The sequence below is a fragment of the Halosimplex carlsbadense 2-9-1 genome, from assembly GCF_000337455.1.
GTDB classification, from domain to species: domain Archaea; phylum Halobacteriota; class Halobacteria; order Halobacteriales; family Haloarculaceae; genus Halosimplex; species Halosimplex carlsbadense.
The window spans coordinates 201,170-226,037 of sequence record NZ_AOIU01000018.1 but is presented as its reverse complement, the minus strand read 5'-3'; the positions used below and the strand labels follow the sequence as shown (position 1 = coordinate 226,037).

The 24,868-nt window shown below is 67.7% G+C and carries 27 protein-coding genes and 1 pseudogene; 9 read left to right on the top strand and 19 right to left on the bottom strand.

Annotated features, from left to right (window positions below; genetic code table 11):
* Both C475_RS08620 and C475_RS08615 read right to left on the bottom strand, forming a co-directional pair.
* Positions 1 to 444 (bottom strand): annotated as a pseudogene (locus C475_RS08620) (hypothetical protein); the annotation flags it as partial.
* Positions 445 to 1,380, bottom strand: a complete 936-nt coding sequence (locus C475_RS08615) for a DUF7537 family lipoprotein (protein WP_006883427.1) — start codon at positions 1,378 to 1,380, stop codon at positions 445 to 447.
* Positions 1,381 to 1,519: 139 nt separating this feature from the next.
* Between C475_RS08615 and C475_RS08610 the strand changes: the two genes are divergently transcribed.
* Together C475_RS08610 and C475_RS08605 are read left to right on the top strand one after the other, a co-directional pair.
* Positions 1,520 to 2,263 carry a ribonuclease H-like domain-containing protein gene (locus C475_RS08610; protein WP_006883426.1) on the top strand — a complete coding sequence of 248 codons (744 nt, stop codon included), beginning with the start codon at positions 1,520 to 1,522 and terminating at the stop codon, positions 2,261 to 2,263.
* Positions 2,264 to 2,409: 146 nt separating this feature from the next.
* Complete coding sequence (locus tag C475_RS08605; RefSeq protein WP_006883425.1) at positions 2,410 to 4,053, top strand: aryl-sulfate sulfotransferase; 1,644 nt, start codon at positions 2,410 to 2,412, stop codon at positions 4,051 to 4,053.
* A gap of 545 nt (positions 4,054 to 4,598) precedes the next feature.
* On the opposite strand, the gene C475_RS08600 is transcribed toward C475_RS08605, so the two are convergent.
* The 3 genes from C475_RS08600 to C475_RS08590 all read right to left on the bottom strand — a co-directional run bounded on the left by C475_RS08600 (position 4,599) and on the right by C475_RS08590 (position 8,264).
* Complete coding sequence (locus tag C475_RS08600) at positions 4,599 to 6,542, bottom strand: archaea-specific SMC-related protein (protein ID WP_006883424.1); 1,944 nt, start codon at positions 6,540 to 6,542, stop codon at positions 4,599 to 4,601.
* Between the two features lie 127 nt (positions 6,543 to 6,669).
* Positions 6,670 to 7,290 carry a rod-determining factor RdfA gene (gene rdfA / locus C475_RS08595; RefSeq protein WP_006883423.1) on the bottom strand — a complete coding sequence of 207 codons (621 nt, stop codon included), beginning with the start codon at positions 7,288 to 7,290 and terminating at the stop codon, positions 6,670 to 6,672.
* A 725-nt stretch (positions 7,291 to 8,015) separates the two neighbouring features.
* On the bottom strand, positions 8,016 to 8,264 hold the full coding sequence (locus C475_RS08590; protein WP_006883422.1) for a hypothetical protein: 249 nt from the start codon (positions 8,262 to 8,264) through the stop codon (positions 8,016 to 8,018).
* Positions 8,265 to 8,400: 136 nt separating this feature from the next.
* On the opposite strand from C475_RS08590, the gene C475_RS08585 reads away from it, so the two are divergent.
* The 3 genes from C475_RS08585 (at position 8,401) to C475_RS08575 (ending at position 11,497) form a co-directional block, all read left to right on the top strand.
* A complete protein-coding gene (locus C475_RS08585; RefSeq protein ID WP_006883421.1) occupies positions 8,401 to 9,642 on the top strand; it encodes an ornithine cyclodeaminase in 1,242 nt (413 codons plus the stop codon).
* 86 nt (positions 9,643 to 9,728) lie between these two features.
* Positions 9,729 to 10,169 (top strand): hypothetical protein, encoded by a 441-nt coding sequence (locus C475_RS08580; protein ID WP_006883420.1) that lies wholly within the window; start codon positions 9,729 to 9,731, stop codon positions 10,167 to 10,169.
* Positions 10,170 to 10,369: 200 nt separating this feature from the next.
* Positions 10,370 to 11,497: a BGTF surface domain-containing protein gene (locus tag C475_RS08575; RefSeq protein WP_006883419.1), complete on the top strand. Its 1,128-nt coding sequence runs from the start codon at positions 10,370 to 10,372 to the stop codon at positions 11,495 to 11,497.
* 136 nt (positions 11,498 to 11,633) lie between these two features.
* Here C475_RS08575 and C475_RS08570 read toward each other — a convergent pair whose 3' ends face one another.
* Genes C475_RS08570 through C475_RS08555 form a run of 4 tightly spaced genes read right to left on the bottom strand, consistent with a single transcriptional unit; the run spans position 11,634 to position 14,731 of the window.
* A complete protein-coding gene (locus tag C475_RS08570) occupies positions 11,634 to 12,485 on the bottom strand; it encodes a methyltransferase domain-containing protein (protein ID WP_006883418.1) in 852 nt (283 codons plus the stop codon).
* Positions 12,482 to 12,910: a 6-pyruvoyl trahydropterin synthase family protein gene (locus C475_RS08565; protein ID WP_006883417.1), complete on the bottom strand. Its 429-nt coding sequence runs from the start codon at positions 12,908 to 12,910 to the stop codon at positions 12,482 to 12,484. The genes C475_RS08570 and C475_RS08565 overlap by 4 nt, the downstream gene beginning before the upstream one ends.
* Before the next feature lie 31 nt (positions 12,911 to 12,941).
* Complete coding sequence (locus C475_RS08560) at positions 12,942 to 13,949, bottom strand: zinc-dependent alcohol dehydrogenase (RefSeq protein ID WP_006883416.1); 1,008 nt, start codon at positions 13,947 to 13,949, stop codon at positions 12,942 to 12,944.
* Entirely contained in the window at positions 13,949 to 14,731 is a 783-nt protein-coding gene (locus C475_RS08555) for a GTP cyclohydrolase IIa (RefSeq protein WP_049930317.1), read from the bottom strand. Before C475_RS08555 ends, C475_RS08560 begins: the two co-directional genes overlap by 1 nt.
* 216 nt (positions 14,732 to 14,947) lie before the next feature.
* On the opposite strand from C475_RS08555, the gene C475_RS08550 reads away from it, so the two are divergent.
* A complete protein-coding gene (locus C475_RS08550; protein WP_006883414.1) occupies positions 14,948 to 15,328 on the top strand; it encodes a hypothetical protein in 381 nt (126 codons plus the stop codon).
* Positions 15,329 to 15,474: 146 nt separating this feature from the next.
* Here C475_RS08550 and C475_RS08545 read toward each other — a convergent pair whose 3' ends face one another.
* On the bottom strand, positions 15,475 to 16,320 hold the full coding sequence (locus C475_RS08545) for a CDP-alcohol phosphatidyltransferase family protein (RefSeq protein ID WP_006883413.1): 846 nt from the start codon (positions 16,318 to 16,320) through the stop codon (positions 15,475 to 15,477).
* The gene (locus C475_RS08540; protein ID WP_006883412.1) at positions 16,317 to 18,326 is read right to left on the bottom strand and encodes an aldo/keto reductase; all 2,010 of its coding nucleotides are present in this window, start codon (positions 18,324 to 18,326) and stop codon (positions 16,317 to 16,319) included. The genes C475_RS08545 and C475_RS08540 overlap by 4 nt, the downstream gene beginning before the upstream one ends.
* A gap of 71 nt (positions 18,327 to 18,397) precedes the next feature.
* Between C475_RS08540 and C475_RS08535 the strand changes: the two genes are divergently transcribed.
* From C475_RS08535 to C475_RS25110, 3 genes are all read left to right on the top strand, one after another.
* Positions 18,398 to 19,513, top strand: coding sequence for a glycosyltransferase (locus C475_RS08535; protein ID WP_006883411.1), 1,116 nt, complete (start codon positions 18,398 to 18,400; stop codon positions 19,511 to 19,513).
* 25 nt (positions 19,514 to 19,538) lie between these two features.
* On the top strand, positions 19,539 to 19,907 hold the full coding sequence (locus C475_RS08530) for a DUF7475 family protein (protein WP_006883410.1): 369 nt from the start codon (positions 19,539 to 19,541) through the stop codon (positions 19,905 to 19,907).
* Between the two features lie 198 nt (positions 19,908 to 20,105).
* Positions 20,106 to 20,240, top strand: a complete 135-nt coding sequence (locus tag C475_RS25110; protein WP_268869904.1) for a hypothetical protein — start codon at positions 20,106 to 20,108, stop codon at positions 20,238 to 20,240.
* Between the two features lie 146 nt (positions 20,241 to 20,386).
* On the opposite strand, the gene C475_RS08525 is transcribed toward C475_RS25110, so the two are convergent.
* From C475_RS08525 to C475_RS08490, 8 genes are all read right to left on the bottom strand, one after another.
* The gene (locus C475_RS08525) at positions 20,387 to 20,650 is read right to left on the bottom strand and encodes a DUF7553 family protein (RefSeq protein ID WP_006883409.1); all 264 of its coding nucleotides are present in this window, start codon (positions 20,648 to 20,650) and stop codon (positions 20,387 to 20,389) included.
* A 57-nt stretch (positions 20,651 to 20,707) separates the two neighbouring features.
* Positions 20,708 to 21,016, bottom strand: coding sequence for a hypothetical protein (locus tag C475_RS08520; protein WP_006883408.1), 309 nt, complete (start codon positions 21,014 to 21,016; stop codon positions 20,708 to 20,710).
* 140 nt (positions 21,017 to 21,156) lie between these two features.
* Positions 21,157 to 21,804: a hypothetical protein gene (locus tag C475_RS24890; RefSeq protein ID WP_006883407.1), complete on the bottom strand. Its 648-nt coding sequence runs from the start codon at positions 21,802 to 21,804 to the stop codon at positions 21,157 to 21,159.
* A 160-nt stretch (positions 21,805 to 21,964) separates the two neighbouring features.
* Positions 21,965 to 22,216 carry a hypothetical protein gene (locus C475_RS08510; RefSeq protein WP_006883406.1) on the bottom strand — a complete coding sequence of 84 codons (252 nt, stop codon included), beginning with the start codon at positions 22,214 to 22,216 and terminating at the stop codon, positions 21,965 to 21,967.
* Positions 22,217 to 22,249: 33 nt separating this feature from the next.
* Positions 22,250 to 22,768, bottom strand: coding sequence for a hypothetical protein (locus C475_RS08505; RefSeq protein WP_006883405.1), 519 nt, complete (start codon positions 22,766 to 22,768; stop codon positions 22,250 to 22,252).
* A 112-nt stretch (positions 22,769 to 22,880) separates the two neighbouring features.
* Positions 22,881 to 23,315, bottom strand: coding sequence for a hypothetical protein (locus C475_RS08500; protein WP_006883404.1), 435 nt, complete (start codon positions 23,313 to 23,315; stop codon positions 22,881 to 22,883).
* 60 nt (positions 23,316 to 23,375) lie between these two features.
* Positions 23,376 to 24,071 carry a DUF3396 domain-containing protein gene (locus C475_RS24885; protein WP_235728443.1) on the bottom strand — a complete coding sequence of 232 codons (696 nt, stop codon included), beginning with the start codon at positions 24,069 to 24,071 and terminating at the stop codon, positions 23,376 to 23,378.
* Entirely contained in the window at positions 24,046 to 24,663 is a 618-nt protein-coding gene (locus C475_RS08490) for a hypothetical protein (protein ID WP_006883402.1), read from the bottom strand. The genes C475_RS24885 and C475_RS08490 overlap by 26 nt, the downstream gene beginning before the upstream one ends.
* Positions 24,664 to 24,868: the final 205 nt, after the last annotated feature.

The window sequence follows — 24,868 nt, the reverse complement described above, 5'->3', positions numbered from 1 at the left end:
GGCGCCGGTACGGTCGCCGTAGGTGACCGTCGTGTTCGTGCCCTCGTCCGCGTTGCGGACCAGGAAGCTCTCGTCGGCCCCGACGGCGATCCGCCGGTCGTACTCCCGGGCGATCGCGCCCGAGCCGCCGGCCGTCCGCCGCTGCCACTCCAGCGTGTACGAGTGGTCCGAGAGATACGCGACGTGCCCGGCGTACAGTCCGCTGACGTTGATATCGCCCTCGGCGGAGATAGACGGGAACGCCCCCAGTCGCTCCCGGGGCGTCGCCGGCGGCGGCGCGTCCGTCGGGCCCAGGTCCGGCACCGGCGCGGGGGTGACCGTCTCGGCCGGCGTCGGCTGGCCTCCGCCGGCGAAGACGCTACAGCCGGCGAGGACGGTCAGCAGCGCGACAGCGGCGAGCAGCCGACCGGAGCCGGCCGGTCCCGACCCGCGAGTCCGGCCCATCTATCGTGTCCCCCCGTCGGTCGGGGTCGCAGTCCGCGGCGACGTGTCTGTCGCCGCGTCCGCGGTCGCGGTCGGGGACTGGGTGGTCGTGGTCGTTGCCCCCGGCGTCGCCGTCCCGCCGTCGTCGATCAGGTCGGCGACCCAGTCGGGGCGGGCCAGGTCGGTCTCGTCGACGCCGCGGTACTCCGACCGAAACGACACCGCGACGCGGTCGTCCGTGAGAGTGTACTCGTACTCGACGACGACCGCCCGCACGAGCCCCTCGGGGGTCACGTAGGCGGTCGCGGCGTAGTCCGTGATCGTCTGTTTCGCGTGCCCCTCGGCCAGGGTCCGCGGCGGCGCGGTGACGTGGACGCGGTAGTAGGTCCGCCCGTCCCGCGCGACCGTCGAGACGGCGGAGCCCTCGACCGGGAAGTAGCGACCGAGCGTCTGGCCCGTCCGCAGATAGTGCCGGTAGCTCGGCTCTCCGGTGCCGACGCGGTAGCCGGTCCCGTTCGACCGGGCACCGCGCACGTATCGCCCGGTGTCGTCGGCGTAGACGGTCCCGCCCACCATGCCGGTCATCCGGCGAGTGAGGCGGTAGGACCCGTCGTCGGCGACTCGCAGCCGCCGTTCCGCGACGTCGACGCTGACGTTCGACGCAGTCTCGCCGCCCACCGGAGCCGACCGGTCGACGCTGCGCCGGTAGTCCAGTCGCCAGGTGAACGACCGGTCGTCGAGCGCCGCGAAGTGCGCCCGGATCAGCGCCCCGGGCGAAACGCTCCCGTTGGCCGCGACCCCCGGTGGCGGCGACAGCGTCTCGGTGGGCGTGTCCGCCGGGACCGCCACCGGCGTCACTGTCTCGGCCGGGGTCGGTCCCGCGTCGTCGGGTGCGAGGGCGCTGCAGCCGGCGAGCGCCACCACGAACAGTGCGACCAACGCGAGCCATCGGGCCATTGGCGGCCGTTAGGACGAAGGACAGATAAACGGCGTGGCGAGGTGCGCGCCCGCCCGGCGGTCGCGTCGCGAGCGGCGCTCCGTCCGGGTCGGCGGACGGTCCCGAAAGGGACAAGCCGGCGGGGACGAATCGGCCACTGTGCGCATCGAGAACAGCTTCATTCCGGTCGACGGCGTGGGCGAGAAGACCGAGCGGTCGCTGTGGGAGGCCGGCGTCACCCACTGGGACGCCTTCGACCCGTCGGCCGTCGGCGCCCGGCAGGCCGAGAACATCGAGTCGTTCGTCGCCACGGCCGCCGAGCGCCTGGACGACGGCGACGCCGCCTTCTTCCGCGAGCGGTTCCCCTCCGGCAGCCACTGGCGCTGTTACGAGAACTTCCGCGAGGAGACCTGCTTCCTCGACATCGAGACCACCGGTCTCGACCAGCACCGACACGACGTGACGGTCGTCGGCCTCCACACCCCCGGCGAGACCGAGGTGCTGGTCGCCGACCGCGACCTGACCGGAGAGCGCCTCCAGCGCCGCCTCGACGACGCGAAACTGCTCGTCACCTTCAACGGCAAGCGCTTCGACGTGCCGTTCCTCGAAACCGCGTTCGACGTGGACGTCGAGGTCCCGCACGTCGACCTGATGTACCCCTGCCGGCGGCTGGGACTGACCGGCGGGCTGAAACGTATCGAGCGGGAGACGGGGATCGAGCGCGACCGCCCGGACCTGTCGGGCGAGGACGCCGTTCGCCTCTGGCGCGAGTACGAACGCGGCGACGACTCGTCGCTGGAGACGCTAATGTCGTACAACCGCGACGACACGGAGAACCTCCGCGCCCTCGCCGACCGCGTCACCGACCGCCTCGACAGCGACGTGTTCGTCGCGCGCGAGTGATCGACGGGGCTCCGGGTCCACGGCGCTCCAAGTCTACGGGGCTCCGGGTCCGAGAGCGCAGTTCGCCGGCACGAGCGGGGGGAGATGTGACCGGATCGCAAGCGGGATCTAAAGAAACTTAACGGTCCCTTACACACGGATAGGACATGGACGGCCCCTCCAAACGAGTCGCTCGCACGCTGTTCGCCGCCGTGTTGGTCCTCGCGGCGGGAGCGGTAGCGAGCAGCTACGCCACTGCGGAGCCGAACGTCGCGCGTACCCACGGGTCGCTCGCCGACGCGGGCGGGTCCGCACACGGCGCGACTGGCGTTGCGGATCCCGAGGCGTCGCCGACCGGCGTCTCCGCGGGCCCCGGCGAAACCGAGCTCACCGACCCCGGCGGCTCGCCCGACGGCGCGGCCAGCGAAGCCGACGGTCCCCTGCTCGTCGACCCCGCGGAACACGACCCCACCGACCTGACCGTCGTCGGCACGCAGGGGTTCTACGCCTCCGACGAGCAGGCCGAACTCGTCGCGTTCGACCGCTCGGGCGACGTGGCCTACTACGCGGACGACTACCGCGTGTACTTCGACGTGGACCCCGTGGAAAGCCGACCCTACACCGTCGAGTACCTGGCCTCGGAACACCGCGACGGCGAGGCCTGTGCGAACGTCAGCACCGACCGGTGTACGTACAACGTCTTCGAGCGCGCGAACCTGACAACTGGCGAGACCGAGACCGTCTACGGCGAACTCACCCCGAAGATCTACTCCGGCCGCTGGCACGACGTGGACCGCATCAACGAGAGCCACGTCGCCGTCGCGGACATCCTGCGCGACAGCGTCCGCGTGGTGAACGTGACCACCGACGAGACGGTCTACGAGTGGAACGCCTCCGCGTACTTCCCGGACGACGTGGGCGGCGCCGCCGGCGACTGGACGCACATCAACGACGTGGAGGTGCTGGCGGACGGTCGGTTCATGGTCAGCGTCCGCAACATGGACCGGGTCGTGTTCGTCGAGCCCGGTCAGGGCGTCGACGCGAACTGGACGCTCGGCGAGGAGGACAACTACGACGTCCTCTACGAGCAGCACAACCCCGACTACATCCCGGCCGAGCGGGGCGGCCCGGCCGTCACCGTCGCGGACTCGGAGAACAGCCGCGTGCTGGAGTACCAGCGCGTCGACCCCGAGACGGGCGAGGCGACGACGGCGGCCGACGGCGAGTGGCGCCGGTCGTGGGGCTGGCGCGACAGCCGCCTCCAGTGGCCCAGAGACGCCGACCGCCTCCCGAACGGGAACACGTTGGTCGTCGACACCCACGGCGACCGCGTCGCCGAGATCGCTCCCGACGGGAGCGTGAACTGGAGCCACACCGTCGGCATGCCCTACGACGTCGAGCGACTGGGCACCGGCGACGAGAGCGCGGACGGGGACAGCATGCGGTCGATCCGCGACGAGCGCGGCACGACCGCCGGCGGGCCGGGGTCGCGCTCGGGCGTCGGCGTCCCCCTGTTCCAGCCCGCCAGTCCGGACACCGGTTCCGACACCGTACCGCCGACCGGTCGGATAACCCACCCCAGCCGCAGCCCCGTCGAGACGGTCTGGGTGACGCTCAAGGGGCTGACCCCCAGCCTCGTCGTCAACGGCGCGCTGTACGCCGCGCCCTCCTGGGTCCGATTCACCGACCTGGCGTTCGTCGGCCTCGCCGTTCTGACCGCCGTCGCCTGGGGCGGAACCGAGCTGTACTGGTCCCGGTACACCCCCCTCGCGTTTCTCCGGGAACGACTGCGCCGCTCCCGCGACTCCTGACGACCCGCCCCCTTCTCACCCGCGCGCACCCGCCGACCAGCCGTCCGTCTCGCCCGTCCCCGCCGGTCGTATCCGATTCACAGAATACTACGAAATCAGTACGTTCAGATGAAGTACGCGTTCTTCGCACTTTTCGAAATTGTTGTTCAGTTCTTCGGAACGCGGCTTCAGAGTGCGATCGCTGCGCTGTACGGTGATTTTCGAAAATCAGAACTTCCCGCACGGGTGTCGAAAGGTCGTCCATCTTGGATAGTCGAGACGCCGATATCTCGACCCTGTGTATCCCTCTCGTGTGATATCTCCGGATTTCACCCGTGTTACCGTGCCCCTCCCCGCGGGATCGGTTCGATACCAGAATCCTTACACGACTTCCAAAGCCTATAATTCTAAATATTGACTACGGTTCGAGTAAACATCTGCAGGGCGTGCCGTAAACCGGCGGATCCAGTCGTCGGCCGTAGCGGGACTGGAGCGGGGGGTGACGTGGTGAGGGCGGACGGTGGCGGAAGAAGAGAGCCGCGGGGCGACGGAATCGAGGGGCGGGGTTAGACTTCGGTGACGCGCTGGTAGCTGTCGTCGAGCGCCTGTGCGTCCTCTTCGAGGAGGGCGACGACGACGTACTCGGCGTACTCGGAGACGTAGTCGACGAGGCGGGCGATGCGGTCGGAGTCGATCGCCTCGATGGAGTCCAGCAGAAGGAACGGGCAGGTCTCGTAGACGTCGTGGGTGAGATACCCCGCCAGGGCGAAGATGAGTCCGGTCACTTCGCGTTCGGACTCGCTGAGGTGGTCGATCGAGTCCTCGTAGGTCGTGCCGTCCTCGGTCGAGCGGACGACGTGGAGGTCGAAGACGGACTTCTCGACGCGGCGGCGGCCCTCCTTGACGCGCTCCTGCTTGCGCTCGATCCAGATCCGTTCGAGGTTCTCGTAGCCGAGCATCTCCAGCACCGACTCCATGTGTTCGTTGAACTGTTCGACTGCCTCCGTTTCGATGCGGTCGATCCGGGTGCGCAGGTCCTCGATCCGGTCCTGAAGCTCCTCGCGCTCGGCCTTGAGGTCGTCGCGACGGTCCAGCTCCGACTCGATACGCTCGATCTCTTCGGAGACGTCCTCCAGGTCGTCCTGGCGACGGCTGATCTCGAACTCCAGCTCGTTGGCCTCCCGATGCAGGTCCAGCAGGTCGCTCTGGGTCTCGTCCTGAAGGTCGTTGACCTCGCCTTCGAGGTCGTCGATGCGCTCCTCCAGGCGGTCGCGCTCGGCCTCGAGAGCATCGACGCGCTCGCGGCGCTGGGTGAGTTCGGACTCGGCGCGCCGGCGACGGTCGTCGAGCTGCGAGCGCTGGCGCTGTTGCTCCTGGTAGGTCGCCTTCTCGGTCTTCAGGTCGTCTATCTCCGACTGGAGGTCCTGGCGCTCGGAGAGCTTCGACTGGCGCAGGTCGCGGATGCGGTCGAGCGTCGTCTCCACGTCCGACTGGTCGACCTCGCTCCCGCAGGTCCAGCAGACTACCTGGTCGTCGACGAGGCGTTCGGTCAGCTCCTCGGCGTCGTCCTCGCCGCGGAGCGCGGCGACCACGTCCGAGCTGGTCCCCTCCAGCATCTCCTCGTTGAACTGGATCACCTTCTGCAGCTCGTTGACCGTCGAGTCCAGCGTCTGGCGCTGCTCGCGAAGTCGGTCGATGCGGTCCTCGACCTCGTTCACGTCGCCCGACACCTCCGCTGGGAGTTCGTCGAGCTCCGTCTCGACCTCCTCGATCTCCGACTCCAGCGCGTCGATGCTCTCGCGCTCGCTGTCGAGGTTGTAGCGCACGTCCTCCAGGTCCGAGCGCGCCTCGCGGAACGACTCCAGCGCGTCCTCCAGCTCCGCCTTCTGGTCGCGGGTCGTCCCCACGTCCTGGTCGGCGTCGTCGATCTGCTCTTTCTTTTCGGCGAGTTCCTCGCGTTTGTCCTCGATCTCCCGTTCGAGCGACTGGCGGCGCTCCTCCAGTTCCGGCAGCGTGGTGCGCAGGGACTTGAGGTCGTCGAGGCGCTGCTCGATATCGTCGCGCTCGCCCTGCAGCTGGTCGATCTCGGACTCGATAGCGGCCGTGTCCACCGGCCGCATGATGAGTTCCCGAAGGTTCTCGGTGCGTTCGACGGCTCGGCGGGCCTCGTTGGACTCCAGCAGAAAGACGAACAGGTCGGCGATCTCGGCCTCGTCCAGATAGGGGTCACCGTTCGTGACGACGGTCCCGCTCTGGCGTGTGAGCGTCCGCGTGTACGTCTCGTCGCCGACTGTCAGCTCGACTCGACCCTCGTCGGCGTCGCCCTTGAGCGAGACGTTGTCGCTACCGAGACCCGCCATGATGGCCTGCAACAGCGACGTACGGTTCGTCGCGTTACGACCCGTGAGGATCGTCACACCCGCCGAGAACGACACGTCAGTCGTGTCGATCCCCCCGACGTTCTCGACGGCGACGTCTACTTGCTTCGTCTTACTATCGGTCGCTCCCATGTGTACCGGTGGCCGTCAGCGGCGCATAAAAGTATTGCATCGTCCCTACCGTTTCACTCTCTCATCCGCCCAGACCACGCGGTCCCAGCGCCGTCGCGGCGGAATTACACACATACGAGTGTAATGCCTACTCGCCGACACGGCAGCGGCAGCCGCCCCGCTCGATGAGGTCGATCGGGTCCTCCTGGCGGCCGCACTCCTGGCAGACGACCTGCACGTCCGCGATCACGTCGACGGGCCCGATGTCCAACCGCTCGGTCGAGCGGAGGTTCTCGACGTTGCGCCGAGTGACCGCGTTCAATCGACTGGTGAGTCGCTGGATCGTCTCGACGGACTTCTCGCGCTGGTCAACGTCGTTACCGCCCTCGTACTCCGCGTTCCGGTAGTCCCGCAGGTAGGTGTGGACGGCGTAGTGGCTCACGAAGTCGCTCTGCAGGTCGTCGACATCGATCCCCTCGCGTTCGAGGCGGTTTCGGGCCTGGGTGCGCGCCCCCTCGGTCACGTCGTCGCCGGTGAGCAGGTCGTAGATGTTCTCCAGTTCCCCCTGCAACGTTACGACGCCCGCCTCGTCCATAGCGCTCTCCAACACTCGCCGGTTGAAGAAGTCCGCGAGGTCGCGCAGGCTCTGTCGTTCTCGGCCGTCCCCCGTCCACCGTCGCTCCAGCTCCCGGCCCAGATCCCCCAGGTCGTACTCGCGGACGACACGCTCTACCTTGTTGTCCGGGCGCTCGTCCTGTCGATTCGTCATGCACACCCGCTACCACGGACTCGCTGATAGGTCTTCCGTTCGTTTCCTCGCACGACCGCCCCTCTCCCGGACCCGGCTCCGGTTTTCGAACCGCTTACCGGTCCCGTTCCGCGCCACGGCAGCCCCTGCCGGTCCTCTCCCGACTCGCGACCGCTCGCACCGGACCCCCGGGCGCGGTTCCGCCACCGCACGGACCCGAACCCCAAATCCCGGGCCCCGAACCACATAAATGTAATTTTCACAGTGTCCAAGTATTTTTTATTATTTCTGTTTTACCAGTTTTCGAGTCCGATCCGTGTCTCCGCCTGTTGTCGCCGTCAGGTCGACGTTCGTCGTGAATCACTCGTCGTCGACGGTTCAACACGGTAATCCTACGTTCACGACGATATCACCGCCCTGTTCCCCAGATACGGCCTCTTTCGGCCGTTTCGCGCACACAGTCTCGACGGCCACCATAATGAAATCTGACTGCTTGTTCCCGTATAGTGTGTGAATTGATATAATAAGTATCGAGTTCGGTCGCGGTGTCGCGTGCGGTGGGACTGTCACAGTCGCGGTCGCCGGTGTCGCCGCCGCGACCCCGAACCGAGCGCGGCGCAGTCGGGTCGTTCCGGGCTCTCCTCGGTCGGGACTCGAGGTTGGGTCGGTAGACGTATCGACGCCGCCGCGGTCGGCCGGGGGATCGCTTCGGTCGGCGACGACGAGCGCGTTCGAGCGGTGACTGACTATCGGTCGGGCTCGGTCTGTTCCTCGTCGGGGCCCCAGATGTCGGGGTCGTCGGGGTCGCGGGCGTCCAGGTCCATCGGTCGGATCCAGACGAGCCACGCGGCGAGAACGATGCTTCCGTACCCGACCGGCCAGACGAGGGTCCCGAGGCCCTCGAACCCCGCGGACCGGACGAGCCCCGCGACCTGGCCGGTCAGGGCGATCCCGACGAACAGCGCGAGCGCGAGCGCGATATCTTCGCGGTCCATTACCCGTTGGTAAGACCGCTCCGAAGGTAAGCGGATCGGTCCCGCCAGGTTGGGTTCGCACCGTCCGACGCGGCGGGCGTCGAGCGCTCGGGACCCTATCCAAAACGACTTACTCGCCCCCGCCGTGGCTCCGGGCATGACTGCCGCGCGCGAGGTCGAACTGGAGGGCCACATCATCGATTCGGGGATGATGCAGGCCAGTTTCGGTATCATCATGGACATGGGCGGCTCCTTCGAGGTCGAGGAGTTCGCCATCGGGCGCGAGAAGACCGAGGAGTCCTACGCCCGCCTGCTCGTCGAAGCGCCCGACGAGGAGACGCTGCAGTCCATCGTCCACGAACTCCACCAGAACGGCGCCAACCCCTCGGACCCGAAAGACGCCACGCTCCAGCGCGCCCCCAAAGACAAGGTCGTCCCGTACGGCTTCTACTCCACCACGAACCACCCCACCGAGGTCCGCATCGACGGCGAGTGGGTCGACGTGGAGGACATCGAGATGGACTGCGCCGTGATCGTCGAGGACCGCGAGGGCGCGAACGGCGGCCCGCGCGCCCACACGAAGGTCCTCAGCGGCGTCGAGGAGGGCGACGCTGTCGTCACCGGCGAGACGGGCATCCGCGTCAGCCCGCCCGAGCGCCCGCGCGACCGCGAGGGCGCCTTCGGGTTCATGCAGGGCGGCGTCTCCTCCGAACGCCCCTCGGAGTCGACCATCCGCCAGGTCGGGGACGCCATCGACGAGACCAAACGCGAGGGCGGCGACGTACTCGCGGTGTGTGGGCCCGCGCTCATCCACTCGGGCGCCCGCGAGGACCTCGCTCGTCTCGTCCGCGAGGGCTTTATCGACATGCTCTCCATCGGCAACGGCTTCGCCGTCCACGATCTGGAGCGCGACCTGTACGGCACCTCGCTGGGCATGGACACCGAAAGCCTCGACCACCCGCGCAAGGGCCACAAACACCACATCTACACCATCTCGGAGATCATCCGCGAGGGCGGCATCCGCGAGGCCGTCGAGAGCGGCACCGTCGAGTCCGGCGTCATGTACGAGTGCGTCGAAAACGACGTGCCGTTCGTCATCGCCGGCTCGATCCGCGACGACGGGCCGCTTCCCGACACCATCACCGACTCGATGGAGGCACAGAACGCCATCCGCGAGCAGGCTCACGAGGCCGACCTGGTCCTCATGCTCTCGACGCTGCTGCACTCCGTGGCGGTCGGCAACTGCCTCCCGTCGACCACCCGCACCGTCTGCGTCGACATCAACCCCGCCACCGTCACCCAGCTGCTCGACCGCGGCAGCGACCAGGCCGTCGGCATGGTCACCGACATCGGTACCTTCGTGCCGATCCTGGCGGACCATCTCCTCGACGAGGAGTGAGCCGAGAGTCGGACACGGAATCGACTCGGTCGTCTATATAGCGATCATAGCGGATCTTAAGACGCGAGCGACCCCAGTTCCCCGGAATGCCCTCCCTGAATCGCAGGTCGCTTCTCGCGAGCGCGAGCGCCGCGTTCGTCGCCGCTGCCGGCTGTAGCGCGGCCGAATCGTCCCCGCAGCTCGCCCACTGGGTGACGGTGTATCTCGGCGAGCGCGAGGAGACCCACGAGGTATCGGTCACGGTCACCGACGAGGCCGGCGAGACGCTCTTCGAGAAGGAGTACAGCCTCTCGGACGACAACGAGGCCGACGAGGACGCCCCGTTCCCCGATTCGACCGAGCCCGAGACCGTCGTCGTGACCGTCGACGGGACCCGTTTCGAGCGCGACTGGCCGGGGTTCGAGCAACCGGAACTCCCCTGCGACGGCGACAATCGCTCCGGGATCGAGGTCTGGGTCGAGAACGACGAGAGCGGGTCCCCGGGAATCCGGATCGAGGCCGACTGCCAGTACGTCACGACGGAGTGAGCGCCGAGGGCGGCGGCCCGGAGAACAGCGTCTGACGCCGCTCAAATCTCGATTTAAGCATCCGCCGGGGATACTTACCGGCCGGCTGTAGGTGGTGGTGGAATGTGTGCAGACCGCCCATCCCGCGACCGGATCGAGGCGGACGGCCTACCCGAGTCCGTCCGCAGACAGCCCTCCCGCGTCACAACGGAGGTGACCGGATGAATCGCACCTACGGCACGGTCGGTGCCGTCGCGGTGGTCCTCGTGGCCGCCGTCGCCGCGGTGTCGGCCGGCGGCGTCCCGCTCGGCGGCGACGGCGCTCCGTCGGGGACCGACGCGCCCGGCATCAACTCGACGACCGTCGACCACGAGGGCGCGCACCTCTCACTGGAGGGCGCGCCGAACCAGACCGTCGCCGGCGAGACGGGCCTGGCGCCCGGCACAGAACTCGCGGTGCGGATCGTCTCCGATGACGCCGCGAACGCGTTCATCGTCTCGCGGACGGCGACCGTCGGCGAGGACGGCTCGTTCGCGGCGACCGTCGACCTCTCGGGCGTCTCCGATGACGCCGCGGCGTGGGCGACCGTCGTCCGGGACGGCGCCGAGCTGGCGAACGTGAGCACCCGCGTCGCCGCCGTCGAGGGCGTCACGCCGACCGACGCCGGGTCCGACTTGGAGTCCGGCACCGCCTTCGACTACGACGGCGACCGCCTCACGCTCGCCGCGCTCGAAAACGAGACGGTGCGCGGCGAGACCGACCTGTCACCGGGGACCGACGTGACGGTCCGCCTGTCGTCCACCTCGGGCGGGTCGCCGTTCCTCCTCCAGCGGACTGCGACCGTCGCCGACGACGGCACGTTCGCCGCCGAGGTCGACCTGGTCGGCGTCGCCAACGGGACCGCCTTCGAGGCGTCCGTCCGCCACGACGGTACGGCGGTCGCGTCCGCCGACGGCGTCGTGATCGGCGGGCACAACGAGGAGCCGTCGACCGACACGAGCGACGAGAACTGGACGAGGGCCCCCGTCACCGACACGAGCCCGGTCGCCGCGGAGAACCACAGCACGACCCTCGACTACGACGGTGACGCGCTGACGCTCGAATCCGCCGGCGGGCAGACGGTCGCCGGCGAGACGGACCTCTCGGCCGGGACCGACGTGACGCTGCGGCTCGAATCCAGCGGCGACGCGAGCCCGTTCCTCAAGAGCGCCACCGCCACCGTGACCGAGAACGGCCGGTTCAGCACCGCGGTGAACGTGACCGAGGTAGCGGCCGGCTCGACGTTCGAGGTCACCGTCCGTCACGACGGCGACACGATCGCGCTCGCAGACGGCGAGGTGGTCGAGTAACCCGGGCCGATCCGCTCGACGTGCTGTCAGACTTCCACGCTGCCCGTCCACTCTTCTCTCTCGGGTGATGGTTCCCCGTCACTCACGTTTCCCTTCGACGCGGATCGACCCGCAGCGACCGCGACTGCCGGCGCCGTTACCGCTCGGGCGTCCGGTACAGCAGGTCGTACTGGTGGGCGACGTAGGTCAGCTCGCCCGCCGCAAGCTGTTCGCGGCGTGTCGCCAGCCAGTCGTCGACGCCCTCGATCCCCTCGCCCGCGAGCGCTTCGGCGACGAAGCCGAGGATCCGGTCGAGGAAGTGGCGCTCGTCGGCGGGGTAGCGCCCGTCACGGGGGCGGACGACCCAGTCGGAGCCGTCGACGGCCAGAAGGTCGCCCTCGCGTCGGCCGAGCAGGTCGATCAGGTGCCGACCGGCGCGGGCGTCGCGGCCCTCGCGGGCGTCGATGGCGTCGTGGTAGGCCCGCTCGACCCGGTCGTCGGCGGGGTGGTCGGGCTGGAAGACGGTCCCGCCGTCGAAGGTGATCGGAAGGTACGCCAGGCCGCCGGGTGCAAGCGCGGTTTCGACGGTCTCGACCAGCGCGGGGAGCGGGACGAGGTCGGCGAACGCCTGCGCGACGAACAGGTCCGCGCCGCGCTCGTCGGCGAACGTCGACAGCGCGTCGCCCGTCTCGAATCGGGCGGTGAGACGGTCGACGGTGAGCCCCTCTGGCGTCGCCGCGACCGCGTGACCGCGACGGCGCAGTTCCCGCGGTCGGACGGCGCGGGCGAACGCGACGACGCCCGGGTCGCGGTCGATCCCTCGGTACTCGCCGCGGTCGACGCCCCACTCGACGAGGTTCGCGACGGTGACGCCGGTCCCGCAGCCGGCTTCGAGCACGCGCGGCGCGTCGGGGAGTTCCCCGAGCAGGCGGTCGCGGACGCGCCGGGAGCGCGCGCGGTCGTCGACCGAGCGCTTCGATTCCAGATACCGCGTCGCCGCGTGGGTCATCTGTCGGCGCCGTCGCTGGCCCCGTCGCCGCCCAGGTCGCGGCGGTGACTCGCCCAGGCGAAGTCGTCCTCCCAGATGCGGACGACCAGTTCGTCGGGATTGGGGTCGTCCAGCGCCGCGGCGACGCGGTCGCCGAACAGCCGCGCGAAGTGCTCGACGCTCGGGTTCAGCCCCTCGAACTCCGGCAGGTCGTTGAGCAGCGCGTCCCGATACCGGGCTTCGAGGTCGTCGAGGACCGCTTCGACGGCGTCGATGTCGACGAGATAGCCGTACTCCCCCAGACCGGGGCCGCCAAAGCGGAGTTCGACGGTGAAGACGTGGCTGTGGACCTCCCCTTCCGGGCCGGGGTCGGGCACGGTCAGGAAGTGCTGTGCGACGAACTCGCGTGTGACGGTCAACTCGTAGTCGTGGGGATGGCCTGTCATGGGTCTCGGTCGTGGCGTGGGAGTCTCGGTCTCAGTCGTACGTCAACAGCACCTGCAGCGGGTCGTCGTCGCGCTCGTCGAGCAGGCGATACGCCTCGGCGGCCTCGCCGAACGGGACGCGGTGGGAGATCAGCGATTCGGCGTCGAGCCCTCGGAGGCACTGGAGGGCGACATCCATCCGCCTGGGCTTGCTCCATCGACCCCGCGTCTCCGGGTCGAGCGTGCTGACCTGGCTCGACTCGACCGACACCCGGTCGCGGTGGAAGTCGGTACCCAGGTCGAGCGTCGCCGGCTTGTCGCCGTACCACGAGCCGACGACGACGCGGCTATCGTAGCCCGCAGCGTCGACCGCTTGGTCGAGCGCCTCGGGCTGACCCGACAGCTCGTACACCAGGTCCGCACCGCCGGGCTCGCCCCAGCCGTCGAGGACCGACGGCACCTCCGCCGGGTCGACGGCCACGTCGGCGCCGAGGTCGCGGGCTCGCTCGCGCCGGGCGGCGATGGGGTCGACCGCGACCAGCCGGTCCAGCGGGAACTCGGCGAGGCGGGCGACGGTACAGAGCCCGACGACGCCGGTGCCGAAGACGACGACGCGCTCGCCGACGCGAGGCCGGCCGTCGAGGACGAGCGACGTGGCCGTCTCGACCGAGGGCGCCATCGTCATCGCTTCGGGGCTCACGTCGTCGGGAACCGGAACGAGCGCGTCGGGAGCGGCGGCGAACCGGGTCTCGTGGGGGTTGAACCCGAAGACCGTGCGGTCGAGCCAGTCGTCGGCGACGGCCCCGCCGGTCGCGACCACGTCGCCGACGGCCGCGTAGCCGTACCGGACCGGGTAGGTCAGGTCGCCGTCGAGCGCCTCCAGCGTCTCGTCGGCGGGCGCGTCGGTCGGCGCCTCGCCGCGGTAGATGAGCAGCTCCGTCCCGGCGCTGATCCCGGAGGCCCGCGTCTCGACGACCGCCTCGTCGGGGTCGGGGTCGACGCTCGTCGGCCGCCGCTCGACCGTGCGCGGGGCCGTGAAGTACAGCGAGGTGCGCTCCATCAGTCGTCGGCCGCGACCCTGTCGACGCCCCGGATCCGGGTCCCGGTCTCTCGACAGACCTCCAGGGCCTCCTTGGCGTCGTCGCCCGCCGCGTGTGCGGTCGGGCCGCGGCCGACGCCGACCTGAAGTTCGATATCGCTCGCCTCGCGGACGTGCGTGATCGCCTCGTCGAAGGCCGCGGCGTCCAGGTCCGGGCAGACCGCGATCACGTTGTCGCCGCCGACGAAGTGGGCGACGCTGTCGTGGGCCTCGCGCAGGTGCGTCGCCAGCTCCAGCGTCGCGCGGCGCACCGCCAGCGTGGCGTCGGCCGCGTTGACGCGGTCGGTGAGCGACCCCGTCGCGTCGACCACGTCGAAGTGCGCGACCGTCACGCGTTCGCGGGCCTCGGCGGGCAGGTCACGCTCGGCGACCCCGAACACCTCGCGGCGGTCGTCGGCCTGCGCGCTGCCCGCGGCCTGTAGCTCCTCGGTCGCCGCCCCCAGCGCGTCGACCGGCGTCGTCGCCCGTCCCACCCCGACGCTGACGGTCACCGGATAGCGGTTCCGGACCCGGCGCTGGAACGCCCGGTGGCTCTCCGGGTCCCGGCCGTTAGTCACCGCGACCATGTTGTCGAAGCGACCGTAAAAGGCGTAGCCGTCGCGCTCGCCGACGAACGACGACAGCTCGGCGAACAGCTCCGCCTGTAGCGACTGGAGGTCGGTCTCGCGCCTGGGCGCCGGGGTTACCGTCCACGGGCCGTACTCGTCGATCTGGACGAGCGCCATCTGAATGGTGTCGGTCACTGAAATAGAGACCCTCAGGACTGACGGGTAATTATCTTTCCGGGCGGTCCGTCGCGATAGGTTCGATGTGTGTAGATCCCGCTAGAAGTCCCGATTGAGACGGCAGATGCTCTCTGAGTCCTGCGAGAGACTCAGCGCAAGTCTCGCAGGAGATCTCCGGCTGGCGTGTTTCGTCAGTTTCGGGTACTACACAAACCATAATAAGTTTTATTTGATATGAAATACATAACGGTGGATATGAATAGACGGGCGTATCTCGGTGCGGTGGCGGGGGTGAGTGCGACCACGGCGCTTACGGGATGTCTTCAGGGGGATGCGGTGTTGCACAAGACGCAGATCTCCGCCACCTCGCCGACCACGGAGTGGGAAGTAGAGCTAGAAGCGGGCGATCAGATGCGGCTCGAAGTGGAGAAGACAGATGAGAGCGGCGGCCGTATCCGTGGGTACGTTCGGCACGCCGAGACCGAAGAGGAGATTGCGACCACAACCGCCGACGATACCGATGAAACGTTCGAAGTCCCGACCACGGGAACGTACGTCGTTTCGGTCGATGCCCGAGGGGCCACAGGGGAAGTCATCCTTCGGGACATGGACTGAGTCGGAAGACGGCTGTTGATACCCGCTGAGATCGGCTGGCTCTGTGACCACAGCGCCGACTGCATCCCCGCTCTCTCGACGCCGCTCCTGCTCGGTACCAGATAGGTCTTCGGCCGAGGTGTCCCCTCGCTCCGCCGTCCCGAGCGCTACTGCTGAGGCGCGGGACGCGATCCGAGGTGCCCCGCGACGACCAGATAATCGCGGGCGAACACGGCCAGTGACGGCGCCAGAACCACGACGGCGACCGCGGCCACCGTCGCCGCGGGGACGACCGGCGCGAGCGCGACCGTGATGAAGGCCATCTGCATCCCGGCCAGCGGCCGGCGGAGTCGGCTCGGCGGGAGGTCGCCGACCGGCAGCCCGCGGCGTCGACGAACGGCACAGCCGGCCTTGTAGAGATAGCGGGCGGCCGACAGCGAGAGGTACCAGACCGGGAGCCGACCCCACGCGACCGCGACGACCGGGGCGACGAGGAACCCGAGCGTGTCGAACGCCATGTCGAGTCTGGCGCCGAGGACGGTCGTCCGGTCTCGGTGGCGGGCGAGCGCGCCGTCGACGAGGTCCAGCAGGCAGTTCGCCCCGTAGCAGACCGCGGGCGCCCAGCGGACGGCGTCGGTCGGCTCGACGGCGACGAACCCGGCGACGGCGGCGACGAGCCCGCCGCGAGCGAGCGTGACGCGGTTCGCGAGTCCGAGCGTCCCGTAGCGGCGAGCGGGGTCGTCGGGCGTCTCTCCGCCCGGCCCCTCCCCGTCGGGAAGCGCGCCGTCCGGCCGGTTGGCGTCGAGGTGGCGACGGCAGAACCAGAGGACGAACGCGGCGGCGCCCGCCGTCGGAAGCGCCCACTGGACGGCGACCGGCAGGGCGACACCGACCCGTCCGGACGGGACTCCGAGCGCGTCAACCCCGACGACCGCGCCGGCCAATCCGACCGCGAACGCGGCGACCGCACCGACCCATTCCCGGCGGAGCCCGACCGCGGTCGCCCCGCTCATCGCTCGAACTCCGGGTCTTCGAGCGCCGCCAGCCGCTCGCGGTCCGCGTCGGTCAGCTCGACGCGGGCGGCCGCGAGGTTCGCGACGACGTGGTCGGGCCGGTTGCTCGATGGAATCGGGACGACGCCGCGGTCGACCTGCCACGCCAGCGCCACCTGCGCCGGCGTCGCCTCACGCTCGTCGGCCACCGCCGCCAGCGCCGGCTCGTCGAGCAGCCCCGGCGCCGACAGCGGCGAGTGGGCCATCACCCGGATCCCGTGCTCGTGACACCACCGGACGAGGTCCGCCCGCGGCCGGAAGGGGTGCGATTCGACCTGGACGACCGCCGGAGGCACGTCGGCCGCGGCCGCGAGCCGCTCCAGTTGCTCGACGGTGACGTTACAGATCCCCAGCGTCCGCGCTAGCCCGCGCTCGTGCAGTCGTTCCATCCGCTCCCAGGTCTCCGTCAGCGACACCTCGACCGTCTCGGGCTCGCCGTCGGCGTCGGTCGGGAACGTCAGCCGCTCCTGTTCGGCGGGGGACTGCTCGGCCAGGTCGCGCAGTGGCCCCTGATAGGTCCAGGCCGTCGGCCAGTGGAGCATGTAGCAGTCGAGCGAGTCGACCCCGAGCGCCGCCAGCGTCCCCTCGCAGGCCTCGGCGACGTGTTCGTGGTTGGTGTTCCAGACCTTGCTCACCAGGAACAGGCCATCTCGGTCCGGCGTTCCGGGCTCGGCGAGTAGCTCGCCGATCCGCGACTCGTTGCCGTACAGCTCCGCCGAGTCGAGCAGGCGGTAGCCGGCGTCGAGCGCGGTCGCTATCGAGTCGATCCGGTCGACGTACTCGCCGTCGCGGTAGCGCGAACAGCCGAACCCGACCGGCGGGAGTCCCAGCGCCGCGTCCCGGCCGATGCCGTCGGTACGGTCGCCGAGACTCTCGTCGGACGGGCGAGACGACACCCTTTCGGCCGGCGGCCGAACCGGCGGCGACGAGGGGCGCTGCGGTTCCAGTCCGGCGGCGTCGACCGCGACCGGACCGCCGTCGCCGACGGCTCGCTCGACGGCGTTGCAGACGGCCACGACGTGGGTCGCCCGCCGGGCGCTCCCCCGCGGCCGCCGACCGCGTTCGACAGCTCCCGCGAGTCGGGCCGGCCCCTCGATGTAGCGCCGTTCGCGCCGTGGGGCCGGGTGGGGTGCGTCGACGTAGGGGCGGCCCGACCCACCGACGCGGACGGTGTCGCGCTCGGCCGCGAGCGCGCCGCTGTCGGCGAGGTAGAGCGACCCGTCGTCGCCGTGGAGTTCGAGGCTGTTGAACTCGCGGCTCCGGTGGGGCGCGTAGAGGCTGGCGGTCAGCCGGACGGTCGGCCCGCTCGCGAACGACAGCGTCGCTTCGACGTGGCTCTCGCGGTCGGGCTCGCGGCGCTCGCGGTCGGGCCAGGCGTCGAGCCCGTCGGCCACGCGAACGCGCTCGACCGGACCGAACCACGAGACGAGCAGGTTCAGCGGGTAGACGCCGCCGTCGTACAGCGGTCCGACCGAGAGAAAGGAGTCGGGCGCGTCGTGCCACTCGGTCACGCGACCGACGTGGGCGTGGGCGTAGCCGAGACGGACGGTCCCGAGACGGCCGTCGCCCACCAGTCCGGCGGCGTGTCGCTGGGCGTCACACCGATGGTTGATCGGCGCACAGCCCAGGGCGAGGTCGCGCCGTTCGGCTGTCGCGACCAGTTCGGCCGCCGCCTCGGCGTCGAGCGCCAGCGGCTTCTCACTGAAGACGTGACGGTCGGCTTCGAGGCACTGCCCCGTGACCGCGGCGTGGGCGCCGTGGCTGGTCAGATTGACGACCAGGGGCGCGTCCTCGGCGGACAGCAGCGCCGAGAGGTCGGTGTAGGCGCTCGCGTCGTGGTCGGCCGCCAGCGACTCGGCCCGTTCGGCGTCGAGGTCGCAGACGGCGGTCAGCGAGAGCGGCGACGACGCGAGGCCGTCGGCGTACTTCCGGGCGACCGCGCCGGCACCGACGAACGCACAGTCCATTGGCGGTCGTTCGGCCGAACCCTCATAAACGCATGGGAGCGGTTATCCCGGCCGAGTCCCAACGCCGCGCCATGGCACGGGTCGCTGTCCTCCACAACACGCTCGACTTCCAGGGCGGCGCCGACGCCGTCTGTCTCGCCGTCTGCGAGGCGCTCGCGCCCGTCCACGACGTGACGCTACTCACCGTCTCGGAGACGGACCCCGCCGCCCTCGCCGACCGCTTCGGGTTCGACCTCGGGGGCGTGACCGTCCGGATACCGCCCGCCGGCCGGTCGGTCGCGGCCGCGCTCTCGGCGGCGGCGCCACGCATCGGCCCGCAACTCGCCGCCCGGAGCGCACTCCTCCGGGAAGCCTTCGAGCGGGTCGCCGACCGCTTCGACTGCGCGGTGAGTACGGCGAACGAACTCGCGCTGTCGGTTCCCTCCGTACAGTACGTTCACTACCCCCAGTTTCACCTCGACCGGCTCCCCGACGGCGACCCCGGCCGGCTGAACGGGCTGTGGAGTCGACTCGCCGCACCGACGCGCGAGGCCCTCGCGGGCGGGGGCGTGACGCTGCTCGCCAACTCCTCGTGGACCGCCGACGTGGTCGCCGAGGCGTACGGCGTCCGCCCGAGCGTCCTCCACCCGCCCGTCGACCCCATCGACTGCGACCGCTCGTGGGCCGACCGCGAGGCGGGTATCGTCGCGGTCGGACGACTCGCCCCCGACAAGCGGGCCCTCGACGCGGTCCGTATCGTCGACGGCGTCCGCGAGCGCGGCCACGACTGCCACCTCCACATCGTCGGGTCGGCCCCGCGGGCCTATCGCGACTACGCCGACCGCGTCGCCGCTGCCGCGGCCGAACGCCCCTACGTCGGGCTGGAGCGGGACGTTTCGCGAGACCGCCTCGAACACCTGCTTTGTACCCATCGCTACGGCCTGAACACCAAGCCCGAGGAGCACTTCGGGATGTCCGTCGCCGAGTACGTCGCCGCCGGGATGGTCGCGTTCGCGCCCGACAGCGGCGGCCAGCGCGACGTGCTCGACGACCGCGAGGACCGCCTGTTCGACTCGGTCGAGACGGCGGTCGACCTGGTGAGCGACGCGATCGAGGCCGACGCGCGGCCGACGCTCGCCCGCGACCGATTCGCTCGCGAACGGTTCGCCGACGGCGTTCGCGAGGCGGTCGCCCCGACCGTAGATTGATAATGGCTCTTTCCTATGTGCCGCCATGGCAACTGATACCGCATCCGGGACCGCGGTCGAGGGGGAATCGCTCTCGGCGCTTCACTTCGCCGGGATCGCCCTGGCCGTCGTCTCGGGACTGCTCCATCTCTACCTCGGCGTCCTGTTCGTCGGCGACCCGCTCGGGTGGTCGTTCCTCTTCGCCGGCGTCGGCTTCCTCGCCGGCTCGGCCGCCGTCATCGCGAACTACCGCCGCCCGCTCGTCTACCTCCTCGGCATCCCCTTCACGCTCGGCCAGGTCGTCGCGTGGTACGTGATCAACGCCCCAAACTTCTCGGCGCTCGGGTTCGTCGACAAGACCGCACAGCTCGGCCTCGTCGCGCTGCTGGTGATCCTGTACCGCCGGGAGGCCTGAGCGACTGTTTTCGGCCCGTTCGCTCTCTGTTGGCTTCGGCGGTCTGATCCGACAGTGTTCAGTTCGTATTGCGGATTGAGCGGAAAGAACTTTTTCTCGCTGCAACTGAGATTAGTGCGTATGGATAATCCACAACGGTTATATCATCAGTTAGACACCCGAGTTCGAGGGCTCTCTCGTGTGTCATACGCTTTTTTCATGGGCCTCATCTCCGCTGTATGCATACTTGCTGTTGGACTCCTACTGTTTGAGGAACTGTTGATATGGGCAGTCCCGGTCGGCATCGGAATGGCTGTCCTCTACTACGTGCTTGACCCAAATAACGAGAACTGACATGAACTACATCTCCTGCACTGAGCATCCGGCGCGAAGCGCCGGTTCACGCGGACGAGGCCGAAGGCCGAGTCCGCGCCTTTTTCACCCATGTTTTTGACTCGGGGGGTCGCCGTCGGCGACCCCCCGAGCGAAAAAGATGGTCTCTAGACGCCCTCGACGGTCTCGCGGAAGGCGACGACGGACTCGTGGGCCGACTGAACCTGCTCGGTCACGTCCGAGTCTTCGAGGTCGTTGAGCGCGTTCTCGATGCGGGCGAGTCGACCGTGGTCGGGGTCGCGGTCGCGCGTGGCGAGGCTGTCGAGCTGGTCGGCGAGACTGGTCAGGCGCTCGGCCGCGTCGTCGTCGCTCGTCTCGTCGGCCGCCGATTCGAGGGTGTCGCTCGCGTCCGCGAGGTTCTCGCGTGTCATGCTCGACGCTTCTCGGCTCCCCCTCCTAATCCTTGCGGAGAACGTCTTCGGTCGCATTCAGGACTCCCCGTCGGCCTCGCGGTGCCGTTCGGCCTCGGCGTGGAAGGTGAAGAACCCGAGGAAGAACATACAGAGTGCGACGGGGAGCCACATGGTTGCGAAGCTATTCACGACTGGCCGGATCTGGTCCAGGCTCGCCTGCGGGACGCCGGGGACGGTCCCGTGGAGCGACCAGGCCAGCGACTGGAGGGCGCTCATCAGCCAGAACCGGCTGGCCCTGGCCAGCAGCCAGATCGCGAGCGCGAGCAGCGTCCCGGCCTGCCAGAACTCCCAGTCGGTCGGCAGCCAGCGGGGGATGGAGGGCATCTGTCAGCGTAGCCGTCGCTTCGGAGAACGACGGAATCAGTCTTGTGGGTCGCCAAGTCGTTCACGGAGGTGGTTTCGCGGTCGGCGACGACGAGGCGGTCAGTGAGCCGCTGCCGTAGCTCGCCCGTCGAAGACGCTCGCTAGTTCCCCCGGCGGCTGAAGTACGTCCGGAGGATGTCGCGGTCTTCGGAGAACTGCTCGTAGTCGGTTGGGTCCGGACTGGCGACGAGCAAGATCGCGCCGTCGTCGAGTTCTTCACGCTTCCAGGCGGGGGCGCTTAACAGCCACTCGCGACCGTATTCGACGACCAACTCCGGCCCGAACAGCGTCAGCCAGCTCACCTCGTTGATCCGGTTCTCCGCGAGGCTTTCGTCCGTGACGGGTTTGTCCGGTCCCCAGTCCTCACCGATGCCCCCGACGTGTTCCGTGTCCAGTCCGAACGCGTATCGACATTCAACTGTTGCAGCATACACTGTCTGTACAAACTTTAGAACCGTTGAGACCCGGGTTTCAACGTCTTCTCCGAGTGTCAAGTCGTGTGTGCTGATTTCGAGTTCGATCGCCTGGCGGGTTGGAAGCGTGTACCAATCACTGTCCGGACTATGCTCGAACAGGTGGACGCCGAATACGTCTTCCTCGATCTCTCGGGCCGCGTACACGTATTCATCGTCTCTGCCCCAATCGGCACGGTACTCCTGCTTGTTGTCGACCCTCTCTCGGATCGCTTCAAGTTGCGGCTCGCCTCTGTCTCCGGTGAGGACGAAACTCACCTCGATACTGTCGGCCATTGTTATTTGAACTCCCACGGCACCTGTATCGCGCTCCCGAAGTCGTTTTCCTCTAGGTATTCCCACGCTTTACTCGTAACCTTCTCATCGGATTTGGGTACTCGGGACAGCAGGCGAATCTCGGTGCTGCTAACACCGTCGGTCTGTCTCTGTAAGCCTTTCAGGAAGAGGGGTTTTTCTGGAGATCCGGAGTCCTGACTTCGCCCGATTTGGCCTCGTAATAGGCGGCTCTCCCACCGGTCTTGATCACGAACCCGTCGAACTCGGGATCAGAGGCGACCCCGTAGCTCAGTTCGCTTCTCACTTCGCCTTCCGAGAGACCAGTTTCCTCGGCGATCGCCTCGATATCGGTCTGACTCAGGGCATCGTAATCGAAGTCGTCGAGTTCGGCGTTCGGCTTGTACCCCGTCACGAGTTCGTCACCGGGTTCGAGGTCGTAGTCGAGTTAGATCGGGTATAATTCGGTCACGTGTTCGATGTCCTCACCGAGTCCCAGGTACGCGTTCGACGATGCCGCCAACTCCGGATTGACGGCCGCGACGAATTCGAGGTACTCTTCGGCAGACACCACGACCGCCTCGGAGAGCGCTTGGGCGCGGACGGTAACACTCGGTTCGAACGGGTCTCGTGTGTCCGGAGATTGGATGTTCTCTTTCGAATAGCAGAACGTTACGCTGATTTCGTCCCCGCTGGCGGGTTCGAGAACGATATAGAGCGGGCCGTTCCCAGCGGTGAACCAGCCTCGGTCTCCGTCGGCGCACTCGACCAGCGACTGGAGGAGGCCACCGAAGAAACTCGTCAGGTACTCTTTCATGCCTTCCCGCCCGTCACCTCCGACTAGTTCCGTGTCTTCGCCGCGCACTGTATCTATCCACCCGAGCGGATCGTCGGTGCCACGTTCGATCTGTTTGCGAAGCTCACCGTCGTACCGGGCGGTGATCTGGAAGCCCTCGTTTCGACACATTGTCTGTTCGTATCCAATTGAGGGCTCCGTTTCCCTCGGTACCTGAAGATGATTTGACTATTGTTTATAATTATGGTATGGATCCGGTCGGTACCGCCGGGATCTCATCTCGTCACAATACCTGTTTGATGTCGCTTCGCTGTGCCCTCAGTTCGACGGTGTCACCCACAGTGAGGTCACTGGGTGAACGTCTGAGACTGACGGTGAGGTCACCCACCCCGAAGTCGAGGTGTAGCTCCGTGGCGTCTTCGATGGTCTCCGTTTGGGTGAGTGTGCCCGAGTAGGTGTGTCCGTGCCAGCTGGTCGGATCGTCGGACGATGGTTTGACACTTTCTCTCAGTTCATCTACCCGAGTGATTTCGTCGACTAACACACCGATCTGCAGCCGCTGTTCGGTCCCGATCATCTCACGTGTTACCGCCGTGTTCGGGTCGAAGAGGCCGATAGTCGTCCTATCAAACAGCGTCGCTACTACTCGCTGGGAATACACGATGCCGTCGTATTCCCTCGTCGACTCCACGCGCTCGATTGTGACTTGGATTGGCATGTTACTCGAAGGGGTCAACGGCCGAATCCGGATACGTGTCGATGATCAACCCGTTTTCGCTCACGACCTGTCTGTGTATTGGCTGTCGTTCCCTCGGCCGTCGAAGTAGGTCCGGAGGATGTCGCGGTCTTCGGAGAACTGCTCGTAATCGGTTGGGTCGGGACTGGTGACAAGCAGGATTGCGCCGTCGTCGAGTTCTTCACGCTTCCAGGCAGGTGCGCGCAACAGCCACTCAAGACCGTATTCGGCGACCAACTCCGGCCCGAACAGCATCAGCCAGCTCACCTCGTTGATCCGGTTCTCCGCGAGACTTTCATCGGTCATCGGTTTGCCCAGCTCTCGGCCTTCGACGAGACTACCGACATGCTCCGTGTCGAGGCCGTACGCATACGCGACTGCTTCCGTAGCCGTGTATATCTGCAAGACGAGATCGAGGAGCAATTCAGTCCTCTCGCTGACATTGTCGTCAATCTCAAACTCGTCGACGAACACACGCAGCTCAACTCCAGTGGTCGACGGGAGCATGTAACTTCGGTTCGGACTACCGGACTCGTGGCCGGTAACGACTGAGGGAAACGTCGAGTTCTTCGTCTGCCTGACCAGCGATACTGAAGACGCTTCATCACGCCACTCGGCTCGATACCCATCTACGTCGGAAGTGGCCTTGATGATCGATTCTAAGACTGTTCGCTCATCGCCTTCGCTGACGATGAAATCGACAGGAAGTGTATCAACCATCAGTTCTCTGTCCCCCATTTCCGATGATCCGGAGATCGTCGAACGAGTTGTCTGTCCAGCACGCTTCGCCCCACGGCTCGTCAGTCGCGACGACGAGTGTCTTGTCCGCTCCGGCGTCGACCACTCGCCAGGGATCGTCGTCGAAGTATGAATCCACCCCACCCAGATCCGCGAGCAGCGACTCCGAGTAGATCGCTAACTCCGGGTGGGAGTCGACGTGTTCAGCGAGGGGCGTCCCGGATGGGATCACTTCGGCCCAACGCATCTCATCAAACAACGGGACGTAATCGGCGTCGAAGCGGACCGCAAGCTGTCGGAGCAGTTCGAGACCCCCGTCGAGCCGCTCGTGGTGGCTGTCGGGGTCGTTCCAGTTCGACGCGTGTAGGGCGGTGTCGAAGTTGACCGTCTGGGTGGGTCGGTAGTCGTCGTTCCCGGTCAGTAGCACTACCAGCACGTTCCGACTGTTGGCCCGTAATTTCGGGTCGTCCCCGTCACCGTCGACCCGCGAAAGTTCCAGTCCAGCGGCCTCGGCGGCGGCTCTCGTCGCGCGCTCGGGGTCTGAGATGTCCTGTCCGCCGATGATGGCGGACATGAGGGCAGTGTTGTTCATTTTGTCATGATACAGTTTTCAGTCTAAATATCTGCCGGGTGTTCGGACTGCCCTGTCCTCGACGCAGCTATACATCGTCGTGCGCGACGATTTCCACGTTGATATCGGTATCTATTGATGCATCCGTGTCCACGTCGAGTTGATCGATCACTGTCCGCTCAATGTCGTCCGCGTCGGCGCTGTCTCTGTCGGCGTCGAGATACGC

Coding starts and splice junctions, on each gene's coding strand:
- C475_RS08615 (WP_006883427.1), bottom strand. CDS start 1,380: ATGGCCCGATGGCTCGCGTTGGTCGCACTGTTCGTGGTGGCGCTCGCC.
- C475_RS08605 (WP_006883425.1), top strand. CDS start 2,410: ATGGACGGCCCCTCCAAACGAGTCGCTCGCACGCTGTTCGCCGCCGTG.
- C475_RS08600 (WP_006883424.1), bottom strand. CDS start 6,542: ATGGGAGCGACCGATAGTAAGACGAAGCAAGTAGACGTCGCCGTCGAG.
- rdfA (WP_006883423.1), bottom strand. CDS start 7,290: ATGACGAATCGACAGGACGAGCGCCCGGACAACAAGGTAGAGCGTGTC.
- C475_RS08590 (WP_006883422.1), bottom strand. CDS start 8,264: ATGGACCGCGAAGATATCGCGCTCGCGCTCGCGCTGTTCGTCGGGATC.
- C475_RS08585 (WP_006883421.1), top strand. CDS start 8,401: ATGACTGCCGCGCGCGAGGTCGAACTGGAGGGCCACATCATCGATTCG.
- C475_RS08580 (WP_006883420.1), top strand. CDS start 9,729: ATGCCCTCCCTGAATCGCAGGTCGCTTCTCGCGAGCGCGAGCGCCGCG.
- C475_RS08575 (WP_006883419.1), top strand. CDS start 10,370: ATGAATCGCACCTACGGCACGGTCGGTGCCGTCGCGGTGGTCCTCGTG.
- C475_RS08570 (WP_006883418.1), bottom strand. CDS start 12,485: ATGACCCACGCGGCGACGCGGTATCTGGAATCGAAGCGCTCGGTCGAC.
- C475_RS08565 (WP_006883417.1), bottom strand. CDS start 12,910: ATGACAGGCCATCCCCACGACTACGAGTTGACCGTCACACGCGAGTTC.
- C475_RS08560 (WP_006883416.1), bottom strand. CDS start 13,949: ATGGAGCGCACCTCGCTGTACTTCACGGCCCCGCGCACGGTCGAGCGG.
- C475_RS08550 (WP_006883414.1), top strand. CDS start 14,948: ATGAAATACATAACGGTGGATATGAATAGACGGGCGTATCTCGGTGCG.
- C475_RS08545 (WP_006883413.1), bottom strand. CDS start 16,320: ATGAGCGGGGCGACCGCGGTCGGGCTCCGCCGGGAATGGGTCGGTGCG.
- C475_RS08540 (WP_006883412.1), bottom strand. CDS start 18,326: ATGGACTGTGCGTTCGTCGGTGCCGGCGCGGTCGCCCGGAAGTACGCC.
- C475_RS08535 (WP_006883411.1), top strand. CDS start 18,398: ATGGCACGGGTCGCTGTCCTCCACAACACGCTCGACTTCCAGGGCGGC.
- C475_RS08530 (WP_006883410.1), top strand. CDS start 19,539: ATGGCAACTGATACCGCATCCGGGACCGCGGTCGAGGGGGAATCGCTC.
- C475_RS25110 (WP_268869904.1), top strand. CDS start 20,106: ATGGGCCTCATCTCCGCTGTATGCATACTTGCTGTTGGACTCCTACTG.
- C475_RS08525 (WP_006883409.1), bottom strand. CDS start 20,650: ATGACACGCGAGAACCTCGCGGACGCGAGCGACACCCTCGAATCGGCG.
- C475_RS08520 (WP_006883408.1), bottom strand. CDS start 21,016: ATGCCCTCCATCCCCCGCTGGCTGCCGACCGACTGGGAGTTCTGGCAG.
- C475_RS24890 (WP_006883407.1), bottom strand. CDS start 21,804: ATGGCCGACAGTATCGAGGTGAGTTTCGTCCTCACCGGAGACAGAGGC.
- C475_RS08505 (WP_006883405.1), bottom strand. CDS start 22,768: ATGTGTCGAAACGAGGGCTTCCAGATCACCGCCCGGTACGACGGTGAG.
- C475_RS08500 (WP_006883404.1), bottom strand. CDS start 23,315: ATGCCAATCCAAGTCACAATCGAGCGCGTGGAGTCGACGAGGGAATAC.
- C475_RS24885 (WP_235728443.1), bottom strand. CDS start 24,071: ATGGGGGACAGAGAACTGATGGTTGATACACTTCCTGTCGATTTCATC.
- C475_RS08490 (WP_006883402.1), bottom strand. CDS start 24,663: ATGAACAACACTGCCCTCATGTCCGCCATCATCGGCGGACAGGACATC.